This is a genomic window from Streptomyces sp. NPDC127119 (genome assembly GCF_042677425.1).
Taxonomy (GTDB): domain Bacteria; phylum Actinomycetota; class Actinomycetes; order Streptomycetales; family Streptomycetaceae; genus Streptomyces.
In genome coordinates this window covers 25040-45700 of the sequence record NZ_JBHXTO010000006.1, presented here as the reverse complement: position 1 = coordinate 45700, position 20661 = coordinate 25040, and the positions used below count along the sequence as shown (strand labels likewise).

General features: G+C 70.4%; 18 protein-coding genes. 5 read left to right on the top strand and 13 right to left on the bottom strand.

The window, feature by feature from the left end:
• Nucleotides 1-323 precede the first annotated feature (323 nt).
• The 3 genes from ACFVH5_RS04755 to ACFVH5_RS04745 form a co-directional block, all read right to left on the bottom strand.
• Nucleotides 324-1934: a cation acetate symporter gene (locus ACFVH5_RS04755; protein ID WP_385832057.1), complete on the bottom strand. Its 1611-nt coding sequence runs from the start codon at nt 1932-1934 to the stop codon at nt 324-326.
• Entirely contained in the window at nt 1931-2359 is a 429-nt protein-coding gene (locus ACFVH5_RS04750; protein WP_384797054.1) for a DUF485 domain-containing protein, read from the bottom strand. Before ACFVH5_RS04750 ends, ACFVH5_RS04755 begins: the two co-directional genes overlap by 4 nt.
• 589 nt (nt 2360-2948) lie before the next feature.
• Nucleotides 2949-3401 carry a MarR family winged helix-turn-helix transcriptional regulator gene (locus ACFVH5_RS04745; protein WP_210885660.1) on the bottom strand — a complete coding sequence of 151 codons (453 nt, stop codon included), beginning with the start codon at nt 3399-3401 and terminating at the stop codon, nt 2949-2951.
• A gap of 179 nt (nt 3402-3580) precedes the next feature.
• Here ACFVH5_RS04745 and ACFVH5_RS04740 point away from each other — a divergent pair, with 179 nt between their 5' ends.
• Entirely contained in the window at nt 3581-5038 is a 1458-nt protein-coding gene (locus ACFVH5_RS04740) for an MFS transporter (RefSeq protein ID WP_385832055.1), read from the top strand.
• Nucleotides 5039-5370: 332 nt separating this feature from the next.
• Here ACFVH5_RS04740 and ACFVH5_RS04735 read toward each other — a convergent pair whose 3' ends face one another.
• Both ACFVH5_RS04735 and ACFVH5_RS04730 read right to left on the bottom strand, forming a co-directional pair.
• Nucleotides 5371-5745, bottom strand: a complete 375-nt coding sequence (locus tag ACFVH5_RS04735; RefSeq protein WP_385832053.1) for a nuclear transport factor 2 family protein — start codon at nt 5743-5745, stop codon at nt 5371-5373.
• Between the two features lie 59 nt (nt 5746-5804).
• Entirely contained in the window at nt 5805-6725 is a 921-nt protein-coding gene (locus tag ACFVH5_RS04730) for a LysR family transcriptional regulator (RefSeq protein ID WP_385832052.1), read from the bottom strand.
• Nucleotides 6726-6905: 180 nt separating this feature from the next.
• Between ACFVH5_RS04730 and ACFVH5_RS04725 the strand changes: the two genes are divergently transcribed.
• Both ACFVH5_RS04725 and ACFVH5_RS04720 read left to right on the top strand, forming a co-directional pair.
• Nucleotides 6906-8171, top strand: a complete 1266-nt coding sequence (locus tag ACFVH5_RS04725) for an MFS transporter (RefSeq protein ID WP_385832050.1) — start codon at nt 6906-6908, stop codon at nt 8169-8171.
• 302 nt (nt 8172-8473) lie between these two features.
• A complete protein-coding gene (locus ACFVH5_RS04720) occupies nt 8474-9319 on the top strand; it encodes an MHYT domain-containing protein (protein ID WP_385832048.1) in 846 nt (281 codons plus the stop codon).
• Here the strand turns inward: ACFVH5_RS04720 and ACFVH5_RS04715 are convergent.
• Genes ACFVH5_RS04715 through ACFVH5_RS04705 form a run of 3 tightly spaced genes read right to left on the bottom strand, consistent with a single transcriptional unit; the run spans nt 9311 to nt 10906 of the window.
• Nucleotides 9311-10132, bottom strand: coding sequence for a rod shape-determining protein (locus ACFVH5_RS04715; RefSeq protein ID WP_385832047.1), 822 nt, complete (start codon nt 10130-10132; stop codon nt 9311-9313). The two genes, ACFVH5_RS04720 and ACFVH5_RS04715, sit on opposite strands and share 9 nt — an antisense overlap.
• Nucleotides 10129-10521 carry a TraR/DksA family transcriptional regulator gene (locus ACFVH5_RS04710; RefSeq protein ID WP_385832045.1) on the bottom strand — a complete coding sequence of 131 codons (393 nt, stop codon included), beginning with the start codon at nt 10519-10521 and terminating at the stop codon, nt 10129-10131. The genes ACFVH5_RS04715 and ACFVH5_RS04710 overlap by 4 nt, the downstream gene beginning before the upstream one ends.
• A gap of 46 nt (nt 10522-10567) precedes the next feature.
• Entirely contained in the window at nt 10568-10906 is a 339-nt protein-coding gene (locus tag ACFVH5_RS04705) for a TraR/DksA family transcriptional regulator (RefSeq protein WP_385832044.1), read from the bottom strand.
• Nucleotides 10907-11232: 326 nt separating this feature from the next.
• Here ACFVH5_RS04705 and ACFVH5_RS04700 point away from each other — a divergent pair, with 326 nt between their 5' ends.
• Together ACFVH5_RS04700 and ACFVH5_RS04695 are read left to right on the top strand one after the other, a co-directional pair.
• Nucleotides 11233-12174 (top strand): histidine kinase, encoded by a 942-nt coding sequence (locus ACFVH5_RS04700; RefSeq protein WP_385832042.1) that lies wholly within the window; start codon nt 11233-11235, stop codon nt 12172-12174.
• A 9-nt stretch (nt 12175-12183) separates the two neighbouring features.
• Entirely contained in the window at nt 12184-12849 is a 666-nt protein-coding gene (locus ACFVH5_RS04695) for a response regulator (protein ID WP_384797080.1), read from the top strand.
• 35 nt (nt 12850-12884) lie between these two features.
• Here ACFVH5_RS04695 and ACFVH5_RS04690 read toward each other — a convergent pair whose 3' ends face one another.
• The 5 genes from ACFVH5_RS04690 to ACFVH5_RS04670 all read right to left on the bottom strand — a co-directional run bounded on the left by ACFVH5_RS04690 (nt 12885) and on the right by ACFVH5_RS04670 (nt 20361).
• Nucleotides 12885-13376 (bottom strand): MarR family winged helix-turn-helix transcriptional regulator, encoded by a 492-nt coding sequence (locus ACFVH5_RS04690; protein WP_385832040.1) that lies wholly within the window; start codon nt 13374-13376, stop codon nt 12885-12887.
• 55 nt (nt 13377-13431) lie between these two features.
• Nucleotides 13432-13863 carry an STAS domain-containing protein gene (locus tag ACFVH5_RS04685; protein WP_384797086.1) on the bottom strand — a complete coding sequence of 144 codons (432 nt, stop codon included), beginning with the start codon at nt 13861-13863 and terminating at the stop codon, nt 13432-13434.
• Nucleotides 13860-14993 (bottom strand): B12-binding domain-containing protein, encoded by a 1134-nt coding sequence (locus tag ACFVH5_RS04680; RefSeq protein ID WP_385832038.1) that lies wholly within the window; start codon nt 14991-14993, stop codon nt 13860-13862. The genes ACFVH5_RS04685 and ACFVH5_RS04680 overlap by 4 nt, the downstream gene beginning before the upstream one ends.
• Nucleotides 14990-16672, bottom strand: a complete 1683-nt coding sequence (locus ACFVH5_RS04675) for a PP2C family protein-serine/threonine phosphatase (protein WP_385832036.1) — start codon at nt 16670-16672, stop codon at nt 14990-14992. The genes ACFVH5_RS04680 and ACFVH5_RS04675 overlap by 4 nt, the downstream gene beginning before the upstream one ends.
• Nucleotides 16673-16914: 242 nt before the next feature.
• Complete coding sequence (locus ACFVH5_RS04670; protein WP_385832034.1) at nt 16915-20361, bottom strand: CARDB domain-containing protein; 3447 nt, start codon at nt 20359-20361, stop codon at nt 16915-16917.
• Between the last annotated feature and the right edge of the window lie 300 nt (nt 20362-20661).

The following is a 20661-nucleotide window of genomic DNA, read 5'->3' as shown; positions in this document are numbered from 1 at the left end:
CCCGCGCTCAGTGCGGGCCTGCCGTGACGGCGGCGGACGCGCTCGGCGTCCGCGAGGTCGGGCGGGGAGAGGGAGACGGTCACGCGACGCGTATCCGGGGGTGCGTGCCGCGGGTGAACGGCGACGGGGCGAAGCGCACTTGAGGTCGTCCTTGTCGGCCCGCTCGCGGGCAGCGCAGAGGTACGGAACTGGGTGTTCCGTTCAGTAAGGTAAGCCAAACCTAACATCAAGAAAGATGCTGTACGCACCCGGTCCGGGCGGAGTCATCTCGGCCCGGGCATGGTCATCTCAGCCCAGGCGTGGTCATCTCGGCCCGGGCATCCTCATCTCGGCCTGGGCTCCGGCCCCGCCAGGATTCTGGCCTCGATCCGCTCGTAGTCCTTCTTCCGCCGCTGGGTCTCACGCCGTCCCGAGGACATCGTGCCGAGCCAACCGAACGCGAAGCCCAGGGGAATGGACACCAGACCGGTCGTGGTGAACGGGAACCAGTTGAAGTCGGCCTGGGGAAAGGCCGCCATCGGTGTCCCGGACACGAGCCGGGTGCCCGGCATCAGGACGAGGACCGTGAGCGAGCCGCCGATCATCGTGCTCAGCAGGCCGGTGCGCGTGTACCGGCGCCAGAAGAGGCTGTAGATCAGCGCGGGGGCGATGGCCGAGGCGGCCAGACAGAAGGAGAGCGTCGCCAGGGGCTGGAGGCTGCGGTGCTGGATGAGGCCGGCCAGCACGATCGTCGGGATTCCGACGGCGAGCGCGGAGACCCGGGCCACGGTCATCTCCCGTACCGGTGAATGAGGGGTGGCGCGGCTGGCGTAGACGTCGTGGGCCAGGGAGTTGGCGCAGGCCAGGATCATGCTGGCGACCGAGGCGAGCAGGGTGAGGAAGATCGCCGCCGTGACCGTGGTGAACAGGAAGGTCTCGGCACGGGTGACGTGCGTGCCGAAGACCGCACGGGAGCCGACGAGGTAGGCCGTGTTGCCGCGCGGGTCGGCCGTGGTGATCCCGGACCGGCCGAGGAGCGCGGTCGCCCCGATCGCGACGATGGTGATGATCAGCATGAACAGGGCCACCGACGACACCGCCCAGGACATCGAGCGGCGTACCTGCCGTGCGCTGTCCGCAGTGAACATGCGCATCGTGACGTGGGGCAGACAGGCGCCGCCGAGCACGATGGCGAACTGCGTGCTGATCATGTCCAGGTCGGCGTGCGGACCCCCGGCGAACTGCAGCCCGGCGCGCAGGTACGCGTCGCCCGCCCCGCTGTGTTCCGCCGCCGTGCGGAACAGCTCTCCCGGGTTCCACGCGAAGGCGCGCAGCATCAGGAAGGCGACCACGGACCCCGAGCCGAGAAGCATGACCATCTTGAGGATCTGGATGAGGGCGGTGCCCTTCATCCCGCCGATGGCCGCGTAGGTGATCATCAGGCCGCCGACGCCGATGACACACCCCGTCTTCATCGTGGTGCTGCTGAAACCGAGGATGAAGGCGAGCAACTGGCCGGTGCTGGCGAGCTGGACCAGCATCATCGGCATCAGCGAGGCGATGGTCACGACACATGTGGTGATGCGCACGGCACGGCCGGGCATCCGCCGGGCGATGGCGTCCCCGGTGGTGAAACGGCCGGTGTTCCGCAGGGGTTCGGCCAGGAGGAACATCAGGAGCAGCAGGGACAGGAGGGTGCTGAGGGCGAGGACGACACCGTCGTAGCCGCACAGCGCGATGACTCCGCCGATGGTGAGGACGGTGGCCGCCGAGATGTAGTCGCCCGCGATGGCCAGGCCGTTGCGCATCGGGGACAGCGAGCGGTAGCCGGTGTAGAACTCGTCGAGATCGTCCCGGTCCGGGCCCGCGATGACGCAGAGCAGCAGGGTCACGGTGACGACGGTGCAGAAGGCGACCAGGGACCAGGTCTGTGCGGTGCCGCTGAACTCCGTCATTGTCCGGGCTCCTGCTCGGCGAGCAGAGCCGTGCGCTGCCGCATCCGGCGTGCGAGCGGATCGACGTACCGGCTCGCCGTGTACTCGAAGAGCACGATCGCCAGCCAGGTGACGGGGAGTTGCACCAGGCCGAGCACCATGCCGGTGGACAGACCCCCGGAGACCGGCTTCGTCATGAAGGCCGGTGCGCGGACGGAGAGGATCAGGAATGCGGTGAAGTAGGCGAGGACGACGAAGGTGGCGACCCGGCGCTGTCTGCGATAGGCCCGGCGCAGAATGCGCAGGTCACGGTGGTGCCCAGGTGCTGAGGGGCGCGTGACGCGCTCGGGTAAGTGCTCTTCGGTGGTGGCCCAGGCGGGCGGGACGGTGGGGTGCCTGGCCCGGTGGGGCTGCGGGGCGTACGCATCCGAGGGGTCGTCGGACATCCCGGTTCTCCTAGCGCGGCAGGGGTCCGTGACGTGCGCGGACCGCAGGGAGGTGGGGAGAGGTGTTCGATTTCTCGCACGCTATTCGGCGAGACCGTCAAGCGAGGCCTTTTGGTCGATCTGGCTCGTTTGCGCGTGTCAGTGGCGCCGGCCTCGGACGAAGGGCCCGGCAACCGGTGAGGGATGTGCGGGAAGGGGCAGGTGAGGGCAGGCGGGGGTCGATCGGCGGCTTAAGGGCAAGGGCTTTCGGTCGTCAGGGCGCTTGCTGGGTCGCTGGGCCCCCGCGCCTGGTATCTTCCGGTCTCCCTCATAGGGCTCATGAGTACCCCTCCGCGGGCACCATGAACCCGTCACTGTCCCTACTGCCGTGCCTGTGAAGGGAGTTGAGGGGAGGGGCGGGAGCGATCGTCCGGAGCATCCGGTGTGCCGGCTGCCTTGGATGAGCGTCCAGGCCGCCGCCGACGAGTGTTCGACCGCCGTCGACGAGCGTCCAGGCCGCCGTCGAGGAGTGCGCGACCGCCGTCGACGAACTTCCGACCGATGCCGATGCCGATGCCGCCGACGAGTGTTCGACCGGCGACCACGAACGTCAGGGGCGCGGCCAGGGCCGTCCGCCGAGCCGTTCGATGCCGGTGTTGAACCGCCGCAGATAGCCGGCGAACTCCGCGATGTCCTCGTCGGACCAGTCGGCCATGACCCGGTCCAGGGAGCCGACGGTCCGCTCGCGCTCCTCGTCGAGTATCCGCGCACCCTTGTCCGTGATGCGGAACTTGCGGGCCAGTCCGCCGTCGGGATCGGGAATGCGCTCCGCGAGTCCGGCCCGCATGGCCGAGGCGGTCTGCCGGTTGAGGGTGGAGGCGTCGAGCCCGAACGCGTCGCTCAGCTCACCGATCGACATGGGCCCCTGTACGCGGATACGGCTGAGCAGAATATAGGAACTCCGCTCCAGCACGCTCTCCTTGCTGCGCCCGCCGTGCGCCGCGAGCGCGTGCCTGCCGAGCAGCATCTGCTCGTACTCGACCTCGTACGTCGGCCTGCCCATGTGCCACTGCCTCCCACTGTCCTGAACAGGGCCGACGCGGCAAATTTCTGCGCCGACCCCGCCCCCATCTTTGCACAGGCTATGCAATGCGCACATGTCATGCATGATGCATAAGGTATGTAGACTGCATCTCCGGTAGCCAAAAGAGATGCCCCGAAAGAGATGCAAGGAGTCCCTTGATGGGAACCCCACCGACGTCCCGCCATACCAATGGCGTGATCGCCACGCTGGCCTTCGCCGGCACCACGGCGGCGATCATGCAGACCCTGGTCACGCCGCTCATCGCGGACCTGCCGCAGATCCTGCACAGCTCGCCCTCGAACACGGCGTGGGTGATCACGGTCACCCTGCTGGTGGCGGCAGTCTGTGTGCCCGTCACCGGACGTCTGGGCGACCTGCTGGGCAAGCGACGGATGCTCCTCGCCTGCTCCGTGCCCCTCATCGTGGGCTCGGTGGTGTGCGCGCTTTCCTCGTCCGTCGTCCCGATGATCGTCGGCCGCGGCCTGCAGGGCATGGGCATGGGCATGGTGCCGCTCGGCATCGCGCTCCTGCGTGATGTGGTCCCGGCCGAGAAGCTCAGCTCCTCCATCGCGCTCGTCAGCGCGTCCATGGGCATCGGCGGCGGTCTCGGCCTGCCGATCGCCGCCGCGGTCGCCCAGTACGCGAGCTGGCGCGTGCTCTTCTGGGGCTCCGCCGTCCTGGCCGTGGCGATCGCCGTCCTGATCTGGTTCCTGATCCCCGACGTCCCCGCCGGGGCCAAGGGTCAGCGCTTCGACGCACCCGGTGCGATAGGCCTCGGCATCGGTCTGGTCTGTCTGCTGCTCGCGGTCTCCAAGGGCGCCGAGTGGGGCTGGGGTTCGGCGACGACGCTCGGCCTCTTCGCCGCCGCCGTCCTGGTGCTGCTCGCCTGGGGCGTGTGGGAGACCCGCACCCGGGATCCCCTGGTCGACCTGCGCACCACGGCCCGCCCCCGGGTCCTGCTCACCAACCTCGCCTCGCTCTTCGTCGGCTTCGGCATGTACTCCGGCATGCTGATCGTTCCCCAGCTGCTGCAGTTCCCCGAGGCGACCGGCTACGGCCTGGGCCAGTCGATGCTCGCGGCGGGCCTGTGGATGGCCCCCGGCGGCATCATGATGATGGTCGTCTCCCCGCTCGGCGGAAAGCTGACCGACGCACGCGGCCCGAAGTTCACGCTGATCTCCGGCATCCTCGTCATCGCCGCCGGTTACGGCGTGTCCCTCGCGCTGATGGGCTCCGCCTGGGGCCTGATGCTCGTCCTCATGATCACCAGCAGTGGCGTGGGCCTCGCCTACGGGGCGATGCCCGCCCTGATCATGAGCTCGGTCCCGCTCTCCGAGACCGCCGCCGCGAACGGCTTCAACACCCTCATGCGCTCGCTCGGCACCTCCGTGGGCGCCGCCGTCGTCGGCGTGGTCCTCTCCCAGCTGACCGTCGACATGGGCGGCTTCACCATCACCTCCGAGGACGGCTTCCGTACCGCCCTGATCATCGGTGGCGCCGTCGCCCTGGTGGCCGCCGTCATCGCGGCCGTCATCCCGGCCGCCCGCCCGGTCGCGGCCGACAAGGCTCCGGCCGACCGTCTCGACGAGCCGGAACAGGCCGCGATGCAGGCCTGACGCCCGCCCGGCGCGAAGCGGCCCCGGATTTCCCGAGGGAGTTCCGGGGCCGCTTCCATGCCCGGTTCAAGGGGGCTGTCCGGCTCCGCCCATGCTTCAGGGGACGGTCCGGCCCCGCCCCTGGGGGTTCTGGGGACGTTCGGGCCCCGCCCTTGGGTTCTGGGAGCCGGTCGGGTCCTGCCCCCGGTTCGCCGGGGACGGTGGGCGGTCGGGTCTCGCCCGCGGTCCAGCGGGCCCCGGCGGCCCGGTCTCTCCGACGGCTCAGCGGGCCCCGGCGGTCCGGTCTCTCCGACGGCTCAGCGGACGGAGGACGGTCCGGTCTCCCCGACGGTTCAGGAAGACGGCTCGGGCTCGCCCCCGAAGACGATGATCTGGTCGATCAGCGACCGCCGCAGATGGACGATGTCGGTCCCGGCCAGGCGCGGGCCGTCGTCCGGGGTGGCGAACACCCACTCGTAGCGGGCCCATTCGTCCGGCATGTCGACCTCCGAGCAGCGGGTCGTCGTGCCGGTTCCCGCCGGGTGGCGCCGGATGTCCAGCACGAACCGCTCGACCGCCTCGCTGCCCTCGCCGCGCCCCAACGGCCCCCAGAGGACCACGTCCGAGGTCAGGGCCTGGGACGGCAGGTCGATCACACAGGTGCCGCTTGAGGCGTTGAACGCGGAGATGAACGTGTCGATCGCGGACTGCGCAGTCCCTTCCGGCATGCACCAGTAGGAGCAGCCGCCCGACGACACGCGATGACGGCCTCGATGGGCCGGACCCCCTACGCCCACGCCGGTGTCCAGGTCCCCGCTCCGGAGTGTCCACCCGACCCGGAGCAGTGGTGGTCGCGGAGCGCGGCGAGCGCCGGATGGGCGTTGTCGCGATGCCACAGCAGGGAGTGCGGATAGACCGGAGCCGGATCCTTCACCGCGATGCGCCGCAGCCCCTGGTCGGCGGGCCAGCCGAAACCGGTCAGCTCGCCGACGAAGGTGGCCAGTGACGGGGAGTCGGCGAGCGTGTCCAGCAGGGGTTTCACACCGAAGTCGGGGCCGGTGACCTCGATGGTGAGGCCGAACGCGGCGGCGAGATCGCCGTAGTAGGCGGCCCACTCGGTGCCGGGAACGATGCCGGGCATCCAGATCCGGTGGCCCACGAGCTCGGCGGGGGTGACCGCGGTGGCGTCGGCGAGTGGGTGGCCCGGCCCCACGAGGAGTTGGATGGGCTCGTCGAAGGCCCGAGCGGCCCCGATGCCGGCCGGAAGCTGACTTCTGGTGACGGCGCGGAAGGACGCGTCGACCGTGCCGGATCCGATCGCGTCGACCGCCGCGTCGGCGTCGAAGAGGGTCACGACATCGAGCTCGATCCCGGGGTGCGCACGATGGAAGTCGCGTACCAGGTCGGCGGGTGCCAGCCGGCGGCCGATCACATCGACGCGCAGCGCACGGCGGCCGGGCCGGACGGAGTCGATCGCCCGCTCCTCGGCCCGCAGGAGATCACGGGCGTGGGGCAGGAACGCCTGTCCGTCGACGGTGAGCTTCGCTCCGCGCGCGGTACGGGCGAACAACCGCACCCCGAGGGCCCTTTCCAGCGAGGCGACACGTTTGGAGACGGCCTGCTGGGTGATGGCCAACTCGTCGGCGGCGTCCTGGAACCGCCCCATGTCCGCGGCGGCCACGAAGGTACGCACGGCATCGAGATCCACGCCGACGACCTTAGCGGCACAGCGACGGCGGCACGGCGACGGTCACGCTCGCCCGCCGAGCCTCACAACCAACGGTTGTGCGGCCCCTGTGATGCGGTTGTTTGATCTCGTGATCTGCTACTCGCTTTGATGCCGACGGTCAGTGTGTGGTCGTTCGGATCGGCGAGGGGTGCATCGGGGATGGCGGGCGGACGGACGCTGGGACGGCGTTTCACCTGGTTGTGGGCGGCCTTCGCCGTCAGCTCGTACGGCACCTGGATCGGGTTCGGTGCCTTTCCCCTGATCGCGATCCTGGTGCTGCACTCCGGGCCGGCCCAGGTGGCGGCGCTGGCCGCCGTGGGACGCGCCGTGGGGGCCGTGCTGGCGGTGCCGCTCGGACCGTGGGTGGAGTTCCGTCGTAAACGGCCGGTCATGATCGCGATGGACCTGATCCGCTTCGCGGCGCTGATGAGCGTCCCCGCCGCGTTCGCGCTCGGCCGGCTCGGCTTCGCCCAGCTCCTCCTCGTCTCCGTCGTGGTCGCGACGGCCGACATCGCGTTCAGGGCGGCGAGCGGCGCGTATCTGAAGGGGCTCCTGCCACCGGCGGACCTGCTGGTCGCGAACAGCCGGTTCGAGTCCACGACCTGGACCTCGACCATGGTCGGACCACCCCTCGGCGGGTACGCGATCGGGGTGTTCGGCCCGGTGACGACCCTGGTGGCCAACGCCGTCAGCTATCTGCTCTCGGCACTGGGCATCCGCGCCATCGGCGGCGGCGAACCCGTTCCCGAACGAACCGGTGCGCCCCGGCTGAAGGCCCGCGATCTGCTCGAAGGCTGGCGCCACATCCTCGCCCACCCCGTGCTGCGCCCGCTGCTCCTCAACGCGATCGTGGTCAACGGTCTGATCATGGCCTCCGAGCCCCTGCTCGCCGTACTCCTGCTGGACGACCTCGGGTTCGCACCCTGGCAGTACGGCCTGGTGTTCGCGGCGCCCTGCGTCGGCGGCCTGGTCGGCGCACGCCTCGCACACCGGCTCGTGGCGCGGTTCGGTCAGCACAAGGTGCTCCGCACCGCCGGGGCACTGCGGGCGTGCTGGCCTCTCGGCCTGGCGTTCGTCCAGCCCGGTGTCCCCGGGATGGTCCTCATCATCCTTGTGCAACTCGGCCTGGTGACCTGCTGCGGTGTGTTCAACCCGGTGCTCGCCACCTACCGCCTCGACCACACCGACCCCGGCCGGGTCGCCCGCACGCTGACCGCCTGGTCGGTCAGCAGCAGTGCCGCCATCGCGGCCATGACCGCCGCCTGGGGTCTGCTGGCGGCCCTCATCGGCCCCCGCGCCGCCATCGCGGTCGCCGGAGTCGTCCTCCTGGTCACCCCGGTGCTCCTCCCGCGCCGCGCGGACCGGCATCCGAGGAGCGAGGACAGGTCGACCGGGACCAAGACAGCGGCCAAAGGTGAGATATAGGGGCAATCTGCGTGATGGCATGCAGGAGGAATATGCCTGTACAAGTCTCAATTTGATTGCGTCGCAGATCTCAAGGTGACAAGCGGGGGGCTCATACCTAGCATTGGCCTCCCGCTCACCCCCCGAGGCCATGGCATGACGGAACGTCATGTACTGGGCCGCCGTCCGCCCCCAGGGTCGGTTCCGGAGCGAGTCAGACACAGGTGCCGGTGAACTCGGCTCGTCTGCCCGCACGGACGGTTCTGCGGAAAGGTTCCTGCAACGCGGACCCCGTACGGGTCCCGCGGTCCGAAAGGCGTTCGGTGAACAGCACAGTCAGCCAGTTCAACTACGGAATGATCACTCCCGTCATCGCGTTCCTGATGGCCTGCGCCGGTGCGGCGCTCGGTCTGCGCTGCACGACACGGTCGGTACGCATGGGCGCACAGGGCCGTCGCGGCCCGTGGCTCACCCTGGGTGCGATCTGCATCGGATCAGGCATCTGGACCATGCACTTCATCGCCATGATCGGATTCACCATCGAGGGTGCGTCGATCCGCTACGACGCGGCCCTCACGTTCCTCAGCCTGGGTGTCGCGGTGGCCGTGGTCCTCCTCGGCGTGTTCATCGTGGGGTACCGCGGCGCCTCGCCCCTCACTCTGGGAGTGGCCGGTGTCATCACCGGCGCGGGCGTGGCGGCGATGCACTACATCGGAATGAACGGCATGAAGTTCGCCGGGCACATGAGCTTCGACCCCGTGACGGTCGGCCTGTCGGTCCTGATCGCCGTCACGGCTGCCACCGCCGCACTCTGGGCGGCCGTCTCCCTGCACACCCTCGCGTCCGCCGCGGCCGCGAGCGTCATCATGGGCATCGCCGTCACGGGCATGCACTACACCGGCATGGCCGCCATGAGCGTGCACGTCGACGCGAGTTCCAGGGTCCAGGGCCAGTCCTCGATGGATCTGCTCTTCTCCCTGATCCCCATGGTGGGCGGACCGATCGTCGTACTGGTCCTCGCCGCCGTGATCGTCATGTTCGATCCCGACATGCTGGTCGGCAACGAACCCGTCCAGAACGTCCAGGGCCGTGGCCACGGTCACGGTCATGAGCCGGAGTCCGCGGCCGTCGCGGACACGCGGCCCACCGCCTCGTGGCCCTCACTCTGACCCTGCGCCGACACCGACGACCGGCAGCGACGGGTGACCGTGGGCGGTCCTGAGCAGCTGCGCGGCGCCGCGGACCGCCGCGGTGTGCGGCGCCGGCACGGGCCGCGCGGGAGCGTGCAGTCTGCCGACGAGACGGTAGGTGATGTCGGGGCGCAGGGCGCCTCCGCCGGCGAGGAGCACACCCCGCTGGAGGGCGTCGAGCGTCTCGGGGGTGCGGTCCTGTTCCAGCATGCCGGTCACCATGGCGACGATCGCGTCGGCGATCAGCGCGGGTGAGGTGTGCCCGTCCAGGTCGCCGGTGCCCAGGGCGGTGTGGCGGGCGTCCACCACGTCGCCGTCGGCGAGCAGCGTGACCTCGGTGAGATGGGCCCCGATGTCCACGACGAGCAACGGGCGGGTCAGGTCGGCGTCCACGGCGACGGCCACGGCGCGTGCGGTGGGGACCGTCAGCACCGTACGCGGGCGCAGGACCTCCACGGCGGTGCGCGCCTGGGCCCGGAAGGCGACACCGCCCAGCACGGGTGTCGTGAGAATGAGCAGCGGGCGGCCGAAACGGGGCAGCCGGTGGCCCAGCAGCCGGTCCAGCATCCGGGAGGTACCGGGGGTGTCGACGATGGTGCCGCGCTGAATGGGGTACGTGGCGCCGCCGCCCGGGAAGGTCACCGTGGGCACGTCGAGGATCGTCCGTCGTCCGGACGTCCAGGCACGGGTGCGGGCGCTTCCCAGGTCCAGGGCGATGCCGGTGCAGTGCCGGCACCAGGGCCAGGAGCGGTGCCGGCCCGCGAGGCGGCGGGGGTCGTGCGAGGTGGTCATCGGCCGGCCTCCCTGACCTGCTGGCACCGGGTGCAGTAGCGGCCCTGCGGTACGACCGTCAGGCGTGCGCGGTCGATGGGCTCCTGGCACAGTTGGCACCTGCCGTAGCCGCCCTGGTCCATCCGCGCGAGCGCGGCCTCGACGTCGGCGAGGACCATCCGGGCGGAGGCGGCGAGCTTGCCCCGGACCTCGGCCTGAGGGCCGGTCCGGCGGTCGTGCGGCACGTCGGTGCGGCTCGGGGCGGAGGCCGGGAGCTCCTGCGCCTGGTGCAGTTGCTTCAGCTGTTCCCGGCGGAACAGGCGCTGTTCGTGCAGGTTCTCGCGCAGTGCGGCGAGGTCGTCGGCCGACAGGGCCGTGTCGCGGTCGTCGATGATTCGGTCGGTCACCATGTCACCCCCTGGGCAGGGCGGGTATCGGAGGGCGGACGGGCTGTCGTCAGACGGTGTCGCGTCGGCAGGGGACGCAGAACCGTGTGTACGGCAGGATCTCCAGTCGCTCGACCGGAATCGGCTTCGCGCAGTCGAGGCAGTCGCCGTAACTGCCGTCCCGGACTCGGGTGAAGGCGTCCTCGACCTCGGCGAGGACCCGCCGGATCGTGCCCTTCTGCGCGGACATCAGGTGCTCCTCCACCTCCGACTCCGCGTCCGTCCCCGCCTCGTCGAGGGCCAGCAGCTGTGTGAGGCGGGAGTTGCGTTCGTGTTCGAGGCGTTGGAGGGCTTCGTGCGCCGACAGCCGCTCGGTTCGGGTTACGGGCAGGGGGGTGTCGAGCGACATGGTGGGTTCTCCTTGACGGGGTTGACGAGGTTGAGTTGACGAGGTTGACGCGGGTCAGGGTTTCGGAGGGTTGCTCCACGTCCCACCCTGGCCGGTACGCCGTACGAATCCCATCGGGCGCGATACCCATCCGTGGCCGGTCCCGGGGCCCATCACGCGGTGGGCAGCCCGGATCCGCAAAATGGGCATTGATGCCCATCGACGGTGGAACCGGGAGCAGGCAGGCTTGGACGGAAGATCGACTCACGAAGCATCGGCACACGATGAATCGGCTCACGAAGAATCAACGCACGAGGAATCAACACACGAGGAAGGGCGTCATCCCGTTGTCCCTGTTCTGGCGGATCTTCGCGCTCAACGCGGTGGTGCTCGGCATCGCCACCGCGCTGCTGCTGCTGGCTCCGGTGACCGTCTCCGTGCCGGTGGTGCTGACCGAGGCGATCATCCTCGTCTCCGGCCTGGCCGTCATGCTGGTCGCCAACGCGGCCCTGCTGCGGATCGGGCTGGCCCCGCTGGGCCGGCTCACCCGGCTGATGACCACCGTCGACCTGCTGCGCCCCGGGCAGCGACTGCCGGAACAGGGCCACGGCGAGACCGCCGAACTGATCCGCACCTTCAACGCGATGGTCGAGCGCCTCGAACACGAACGGGCCACCAGCAGCGCCCGCGTCCTGGTCGGGCAGGAGGCGGAGCGACGCCGTATCGCCCAGGAACTGCATGACGAGGTGGGCCAGAGCATGACCGCGATCCTGCTGGTCCTCAAGCGCACGGCGGACGAGGCCGACGAGCCCCTGCGCGGCGAGCTGCGTCAGGTGCAGGAGATCACCCGGGGGAGCCTGGACGAGGTACGCCGGGTGGTGCGCCGACTGCGGCCGGGCGTACTGGAGGACCTGGGCCTCATCAGCGCCCTGACCTCGCTGACCACCGAGTTCACCACCCACGCCGGTCTGCGCGTGGTGCGGCGCTTCGACCCCGGCCTGCCCGCGCTGGACCCGCAGACGGAACTGGTCCTGTACCGCGTCGCCCAGGAGGCCCTGACCAACACGGCCCGCCATGCCGAGGCCGGCCGGGTCGAGGTGAGTCTGCACCACGTCGGCGGGCAGGTGGTGCTGGACGTCAGCGACGACGGCCGCGGCTCCGGCGTCGCCCGCGAAGGGGCGGGCATCCGCGGAATGCGCGAGCGGGCCCTGCTGATCGGGGCCACGCTGGACGTCACCTCCGAACCGGACGCCGGAACGCAGCTCCGGCTGACCGTGCCCGTCCTCTAGGAAGCAGCCATGACCACGCCCGACACATCACTGATCCGTATCCTCCTCGCCGACGACCACGCGCTGGTACGTCGTGGAGTGCGGCTCATCCTCGACGGGGAACCGGACCTCCAGGTCGTCGCCGAGGCCGGGGACGGCGCGGAGGCCGTCGAGCTGGCCCGCACCCATGAGGTCGACCTGGCCGTACTCGACATCGCCATGCCCCGGATGACGGGCCTGCAGGCGGCCCGCGAGCTCGCCGCGCTGAAACCCGGCGTGCGGGTGCTGATGCTGACGATGCACGACAACGAGCAGTACTTCTTCCAGGCGCTGAAGGCGGGCGCCAGCGGATACGTGCTGAAGTCGGTGGCCGACCGCGACCTGGTGGCCGCCTGCCGTGCCGCCATGCGCGACGAACCCTTCCTCTACCCGGGCGCGGTCACCGCGCTGATCCGCAACTACCTCGACCGGGTCCACCACGGCGAGGAGCCGCCCGGCCAGGTGCTGAGCGCACGCGAGGAGGAGGTCCTCAAACTCGTGGCCGAGGGCCACTCCTCGAAGGAGATCGCCGAAATGCTGTTCATCAGTATCAAGACCGTGCACCGGCACCGGGCGAACGTGCTGCACAAGCTCGGCCTGCGCGACCGCCTGGAACTCACCCGCTACGCCATCCGCGTCGGCCTCATCGAGGCCTGAACCCCGCGCCCCCGCACGGGGGAACTCGCGGGTGCTCAGGCGGCGGTGATACCACCGGGGACACCGCCGTCGGCCGCGACGAGTTGGGCGTGCAGTGCGGCCAACCCCTCGGCCAGCGCGTGCCGTTCGGTGTCGGACATGGCGTCCACGGCCCGCCGGAGCACGGTCTCCCGCTGCTCACGGATGTGCCGCAGATGGGTTCTGCCCGCCGCGGTCAGCCGGAGGGTGACCTCCCGTCCGCTGGCGGGACACGGCAGCCGCTCCAGAAAACCGATGGCCTGCAGCCGGTCGCAGAGCCGGCTGACCGAAGGGGGCGCGGCGGCGAGCTGTTCGCACACGACCCGCATCCGTACCCCCTCCTCGCTCTCGACGAGGTACATCAGGCGCAGTTGGGAAGGGGAGGCCGGAGCCGCGGCGGTGGCGTGCCGGGTCCTCTCCCACATCAGGTCGAGGAGCTCGGTGACGCCCCCGGCGGAGCGGGCGGCCTCGCGCGAGGATCTGCGCGAGGCGAAGTCTGCTACTGGCATGGGCTCCCCGTCGGTGTGCGGCTTCCGCGCCGCGGACGGCCGGCGGGGAAGGACATCAGGTGGTGCTGTCCGGTCCGGTGGGGCGGGCCGTCATCGCTTCCCCGCTCGTACGGGGATCCTCCCCCGTACCGAGGGAGGAGTTCGCGGTGCCGGTGGGGGACGTCGTGAGGTACTCCAGGCTACCGGTGATCGTCAGCAGCCGCTCCAACGTCGTGGGACGGTCGTCCAGATGCAGCCGGACACCGGCCTGATCCACGCGGCGGCGGATCATCAGCAGGATGGACAGGCCCATGGAGTCGACGTTGTCGAGCCCGGCACAGTGCAGATGCAGGTCGTGCAGACGCGGGCGCGCGCTGAGGACGGCGGTGGCGGCGGCCAGGAGGCTGTCGGCGGTCTCGTAGTCGAGCTCTCCGTCGAGTTCGATCCGGACCCTGTCCTCGGTGTCGACCGTGGTGAGACGCAGATGGGCGGGGGGCGGCATGGTCATGAGCGGCTCTCGGCGGTGCTGTGGTCGACGGGGGTGAGGGCTTCCGCGCCGCGTTCGAGGACGCGGGTGGCCCGCGGGAAGTCCTTGAGCTCACGGGCCAGGACGGCCAGGGTCGGCGGCAGGCTGCTCGCGGGCACGCCGCGGGCGGTGAGGATCTGCGCGGTCCAGCCGATGAACCCGACGAAGAGGTCCTCGTCGCCGAGGTACAGGGCGGTGGCGAGGAACTCCACGATGTGCGCGAGGTCCTCGGCCGTGCGCTCAAGCTGCACTTCGCTGTACGTACGCATGGCCGGAAACGTGTCCTGGAGGGCCGTGAAGACGGCGCGCACCAGCGAGGCGCTGTTGCGGGTGATCAGGGTGTATTCCTGGTCGGCCAGGTGGGGCAGGTCGTCCAGCTGCTGGTGGTCGGCCCGCGGACGGGGCAGCGGCCCCAGGGCGAGCCGGTCGGCCGCGGCGCGGGCGTCGGGTGCCCACGCGTCGGCGTCCAGCAGATGGGCGTAGCGGCCGTCCGGACCGAAGGCCGCGCCTCCGACGAGTACGGGGACGCCGACGGCCTGGCAGGCGGTGATCGCGGCGTGCGCGGTGGGCAGCCGGGTGGCGATCGAGCTGGAGAGGGCGACCGCGTCGGAGTCGGTGCGGTGCAGATGCGCGATGAGGTGCGGGGACGGTACCTGGGCGCCCAGGTAGTCGACCTGCCAGCCGCGCAGGGTCAGCACCTCGGCGAGGAGGCGGGCGGGCAGCGCGTGCCATTCGCCGTCGACGCAGGCCACCGTGATCCTGCCGCGGGTGGGCGTGGTGCGCGCGGCGGGGTGCCGGGAGAGCGCGGCGACGGCCCGTTCGTTGATGGCGGTCGCCGCGTGTTCCTGGGCCACGCCGATACGGTTGGCGGCCCACTCCTCGCCCACCTTGCCCTGTACGCGGGCGATGACGTCCAGCAGCACGCTCTCCGGGGCGACACCGCGGTCCAGCGCGCCCAGCACCACCTCGACGGCCGTGTGCTCGTCGGCCACGGAGACGGCGTCCCACAGGGCGTCGGCCAGCTGCTCGACACAGGGTTCGCCGACCGTCGCGCCGACGGTCGGAGCGACGGTCCCGGTGCCGGGAGGCCGGTGAGGTGTACGGGTGCTCATGCAGTGAACCTGCCCCGGGTGTGGCCGTTCACCGCACTGAGGTGGTGCGTTCGGGGCGCGGAGATCACGACGACGGCCATGTCGTCGTGCCGTCCCTTGCCGACCCACTGGGAGGCGAGCATCTGGACGCGTTCCACGATGCTCTCGGACGGCATGCCCACGCACTCCGACAGGACGCGCTTGAGCCGCTCCTCGCCGAACTGGACGCCGCCCATCGGCCCGCCCTCCGCCTCCGTGATCCCGTCCGTGTAGAGCACGCACGATTCCCCGGGCGCGAGGGTGAGGGCGGTGGTGTGCGCGGGTGCCTCGGGCATGGCGCCCACCAGGGTGCCCCGGGTCTCGGCCTCCTCCACCGCGCCGCTCGCCCGCACGATCAGCGGGGTCAGATGTCCGGCGCTGGTCAGCCGCAGGTTCACCGCGTTGCCCTCCCGTACGGCGGAGGCCAGGACCAGGGTCACGAACCGGGTGTGGTGGGAGTTGAGCAGCGCGGTGTTCAGCAGACTGATCATCCGCTGATGGTCGTCGGCCAGCGGAAGCAGCGCGTGCAGGGTGTTGCGGATCTTCCCGGTCAGTACGGCCGCTTCCAGCCCCTTGCCGCACACGTCCCCGAGCGCGACCAGCGACGCCTCGCCCTCGACGGCGGCGGGGTGCACGTCGTAGAAGTCGCCGCCCACGCGTTCGTGGTCGGCGGACGGCCGGTAGCCGCCGGCGTAGTCCACGCCCGAGATCTGGTGCAGCGAGGGCGGCAGCAGCTCGCGCATCAGCACTTCGGTGATCGAGGTCTGCTCCGCGTACAGGCGGGCGGCCGACATCGCGGCCCCGGCACGCGCGGCGAACAGGCGGGCGAAGACCTCCTCGCTCTCGGTGAACGCGGCGCCGCCCGAACGGCGCAGCAGGACGAGGGCACCGGCCGGGACGCCGTGGCCGGGCAGCGGGGTGATCACTATCGAGCCGACCGTGCCGAAGCCCTCGGGCACCATCCAGACCGGCGCGGTGGAGGGATCGATCCACCGCGAGGGCACCGGCGGGAACCCGCGCAGCGCCTCACCGAGCCCCGGCACCTCGTCGGGGTCCACCGATTCGTGGGCCAGCACGGGGGTGCCCCCGCGCAGGCAGGTCACCACCGGCAGCCGGCGCCCGTGGGTCGGCGCGATCACCAGCGCCGCGTCGGCGAGATGCTCAGCGGCGAGCTGGGCGGTGACATCCATGCAGCGTCCCAGGTTGAGGGAGGAGAGCAGCGTGCTGGACGCCTCGGCCAGGAACGCGGTGCGCTTCCGCTCCATGCGCAGGGCCTTCTGCGCGAGCAGGTGATCGGTGTCGTCGACCAGCCACCAGGCCACCGTGCCGTCGTCCCGCAGGCTGGGGTGTGCCTCGAAGGTCCGCTCACCGATCACACCCGTCACCGGTGCGTCGTCGGCCTCGTGGGCGACGGGCGAACCGGGTGGCCGTCCGTGTGCCTGCCCGGTTGTCCGCAATGCGTCGTGCGCCGCCGACAGCCAGGCCGGGACCGCGTCCGCGAAGGGAGTACCGGGCCGGATTCCGGGCAGCAGAACGTCCGCGGCATCATTGAGCAGCACGACCTCGTTCCGGTCGTCAGCGACCAGGACGGGGTACGGGGCGTCGGCCCACAGGGACGCCTGCTGTGCGGCGGCACCGGTTTGCGTTCGGGTGGAGACCAAAAATAGAGGACCCGCTGGGCGAATCCCTCACCTCACAACTCATGGAAAACATTGCCTCACGGCAACAATCTCCCATGTCGTCGCTCCTGGCAACCACCCATGGTGACGGCCGGGCCGCACGGAACGGGTCTCCGGCCCCTGTCGCAGGAGCCGGAGACCCTCTGTTCAGACCTGCCGTTCAGCTGTTCTGCCACTCAACCGTTCAGCCGTTCGGCGGTCCGGCGGTCCGGCGATTCAGCGGTTCAGCGGTTGAGTCGGGCGGCGGACGACCCGACCGGTGCGCCGGTGATGGTGAACTGCGAGCCCGGCTCGATGAGCACGCTCCCTTCGGCCGAGTCGGTGATCGTGACGTTCGTCAGAGCGGCGCTGCCCCGGGCCCCGCTCATCGCGAGGATGCCGGAGCCGTTCCGGGAACCGTCGATCTTCACGTCGGTGATCTTGACGCCCGGCATCGAGCCGCCGCCCGTCTTGAACTGGATGCCGTCGTACGTCGAGTCGTAGATCTCGGTGTCACGGATCGTGACGCCGGGGATGTCCTGACCCTGCGCGAACAAGGTGATGGCGCCGAACTCCTGGTCCTCGTTCCAGAACGCGCCGCCCGTCCGGTGCAGGGCGTTGCCCGCGATGAGGGTCTGCCCGGTGAACGGGAGCGGGTCGTGGTCGGTGGCGAGCATGATGCCGGGGTAGTTCATGGTGTCGGCGATGACGTTGTTCTCGATGGTGTTGCCGTAACCGCCGTACACCGCGATGCCGTTGGCCCGCCACGGCAGCTGGATCGTGTTGTTGCGGAAGTGGTTGTCGTGCCCGATGTCGACCGAGGTGTCCTTCACGTACTTGCTCGACCACACGGCGAGCGCGTCGTCACCGGTGTTGCGGAAGGACGAGTTGTACACGGTGGAGTTACGGGTGCCGTTGGCGAAGTTGATGCCGTCGGCGTAGGTGTTGCGGATGCGGACGCCGGAGAACTCCAGCCCGTCGCCGGGGCCCCACAGTTCGGGGATGTTGGAGTAGTCGCGGCCGGCCCACACACCGACGTTGGCGTGCTCGATCCACACGTTGGTGATCTTCGTGCCCTTGCCGAAGCGGCCGTTGAGACCCACACCGCCCTCGGCGTTGCCGTCGCCGCCGCGGATGGTGCCCGAGCCGAAGATGGCGATGTCGGAGATCTGGGTGTTGTGGTCGATGTCGAAGCCGAAGTTGCCCTCGTGCGGGTGGTTGATGCCCCCGGCCTGGTGCGGCGGGGTGAGTGTGTAGAGCTGGGAGTGCCACATGCCCGCACCCTTGATGGTGACGTCCCGGATGCCGACCTGGTTGTACTGGCCGCGGTTGAGCGGGTCGTCGGTGAGGATCTTCTGCTCCTGGCGCCACTGCCCGGCCGGGATCCACACGCAGGAGATCGTGCCGTTCTGGTCGGCGGTGACCGCCCGCTGGAGGGCGTCGGTGTCGTCGAGCCCGTCGTTCGGGACGGCCCCGTACTCGGTGATCGAGGTGCAGTTGGCCGGCTTGGTGGTGGCGGGCGCGACCTGCTCCAGGTCGACCAGGTCGATGACGTAGAACGCGGCCGTGTCGCCCGCGTCCCGCTGGAGACGGAACTTGGTGCCGACGGGGTAGGACTGCGCCAGCAGCGCGTGCGACTCGTCGAAGAGCCGCCGTGCGTCACCGCCGGGCGTGTTGGTCAGCCCCTCGGGGTCGTCGGTGGTTCCGTACAGCCAGCTGTGCTTCGACGACAGGTCGAGCTTCTGCACGAAGGTGTCGTTGGCGTACAGGCTGATCGTGGCCTGTGCCCCGCCACCGCTCGCCGCGTCGGGGATCGAGTTGCGCACCACGATCGAGTTGGAGGGCGTGGTCGAGGTGAACTCGACGAACTGGCCGGTGGAGTTGAGCCGGACGGACTTGCGGCCGGAGGACTCGGTGGCGAAGTTGGTGTGCCCGAAGGTCCGCTTGGCGTCGGCGGTCAGGAGGGTGCCCTGGTAGCGGCCGTCCTCGGCCTCCAGTTCGGTGTAGGGGACGGCGGCGCCTCGGCCGACGACGAGGGACTTGGCGAGGACGTTGTTGTTCTCGTTGGTCTCGGTGACGACTCCGGTGGCGTCGGCGGTCGCGGTGGGGGTGGCCCCGCCCGCGGTCGCCGTCCAGGTGCCGCTGATGGCCACGTTCACGGTGGCGCCCGCCGCCACCTGGGCGGTCGTGCCGTTGAGCGTGGTGGAGCCGACCTGGAGCCGGGTCACGGAGCCGGCCGCCGCGGCGCTGGTGCCGCGGTTGTGCACGGCCACGGTGAAGGAGACGGACGAGCCGACGGCCGGGTTGGCCGGGCTGCTGGTGATGCCGCTGACTTCGAGGTCCGGGCCGGGTGCCTGGCCGACGACCAGCCGGGACGCGGCGGTGCGGCTGTTGTTGCTGTCGTCGAGCTCGGCGATCGTGTTGCGCGGGTCGACCACGGCGGAGACGCCGTAGCTGCCGGCCGGCCGGGTGCCCGCGGCGACGGCCACGGTGGCGGACGCGCCCGCTTCGAGCGCGGGTACGTTTCCGCTGCCCGCGACCGTGCCTTCCAGGCTGGCCTCGACGGTCGTGGCGGCCGAGCGTGCCGTGCCCGCGTTGCGGACGGTGGCGTTGACGGTCACCGCGTCCCGCTCGGACGGTGAGGCGGGTGTCCAGTCCAGGCCGGTGACGGTCAGGTCGGGCGCGGGTGCGGCGGTCCCGACGATCTGGAACTCGGCGACCTGGCCGCCGGGCGCCCCGGTGTTGGAGAAGAACCGGAGCCGGACGTCGGACCAGCGGCCGGTGACGGGGATGGTCACCGAGTTGCTGTCCCGGGAGGGACTGAAGGCGTAGTCGGCGCGGTCGCGCAGCGAGGTGAAGCCGCTCGCCGAGTTCTCCCGGCCGAACACCTGGATGCCCTGGGTCCTGGCGCCCCACGCCTGGTCCGGGTTGAGCTTGACCACCACGGCGGTGATGTCCGCGTCGGCGCCCAGCTTCACGGTCAGGTCGGAGGGGTGGCCCGCCGCCTCCCAGTAGGTGGAGGTGGAGTCGTCGGTGGCGTTGGCGGCCACGTACGACTGGACCGACGAGGTGGCCTCGACCGGCTTGTTACGGGCCAGGTTGGTGCCGGTGGGCGGCGGAGTGGTGCCGCCGTCGTCGCCGATCACCTCCAGCTCGGAGAGCTGGGCGGCGTTCCAGCCGGTGTTCCCGGTGACGTTCACGCGCACATAGCGGGTCGTGGCGGGGGAGGCGAGGGTGACCGGGACCGTGTTGGCCTGCGCCGGGTTGAACGCCCGGCCCGTCGACGCCGCGAGGGTGCTGAAGCTGGACCCGTCGGTGCTGCCCTGCACAGAGAGCGTCTGACTGTGGCTCTCCCAGGCGGCGGGCAGCTTGAGCACCACCTGGTCGACGGTGCGGGTCGTGCCGAGGTCGACCTGGACCCACTGCGGGAAGGACCCGGTCGGCCCCTCCCAGTAGGAGGCCTGGGAACCGTCGGTGACGTTCCCGGCGGTGTACGAGCCGTTCGAGCCGCCCGCCGTGGCCGGCCGGCCGAGCGCGAGGTTGACGGCGGCCGCCGCCTTCGCGCCCTCGGCGTCGGGGGCGGTGGCCGCCCGGGCGCTCGACGTGAGGGCCAGCGGGATCAGCCCGGTCGTCATGAGCGCGGCTATGACGGCACCGGTCAGTGACCGGCGACCGAGGGGTCTCCATCTCATGGGGGTCCTCTGTTCCGTTGTTCCGTGGGGGAGCTTCAGGGGGTTTCGGGGGAGCGGGAGCACGGCGGTCGGCCTTGGCACACCGGGGCAGGCACAGGGAGTGCGGGAGAGGGCGGGAGTGTCCGACGAGGAATGCACCGGCCTTGCACGTAAATTGAGCTGCTCAGTCGATTCTTTGCGGAAACTACGCCCACAGGTTTCTAGCCTGTCTCCACTTTGTCAACGGTCCCGGTACTACCGGTAGTTGACGTGTAAGCGGCTTGCATCGCTTGCGGTCCCACTTGCGTTTTTCGACAGTCC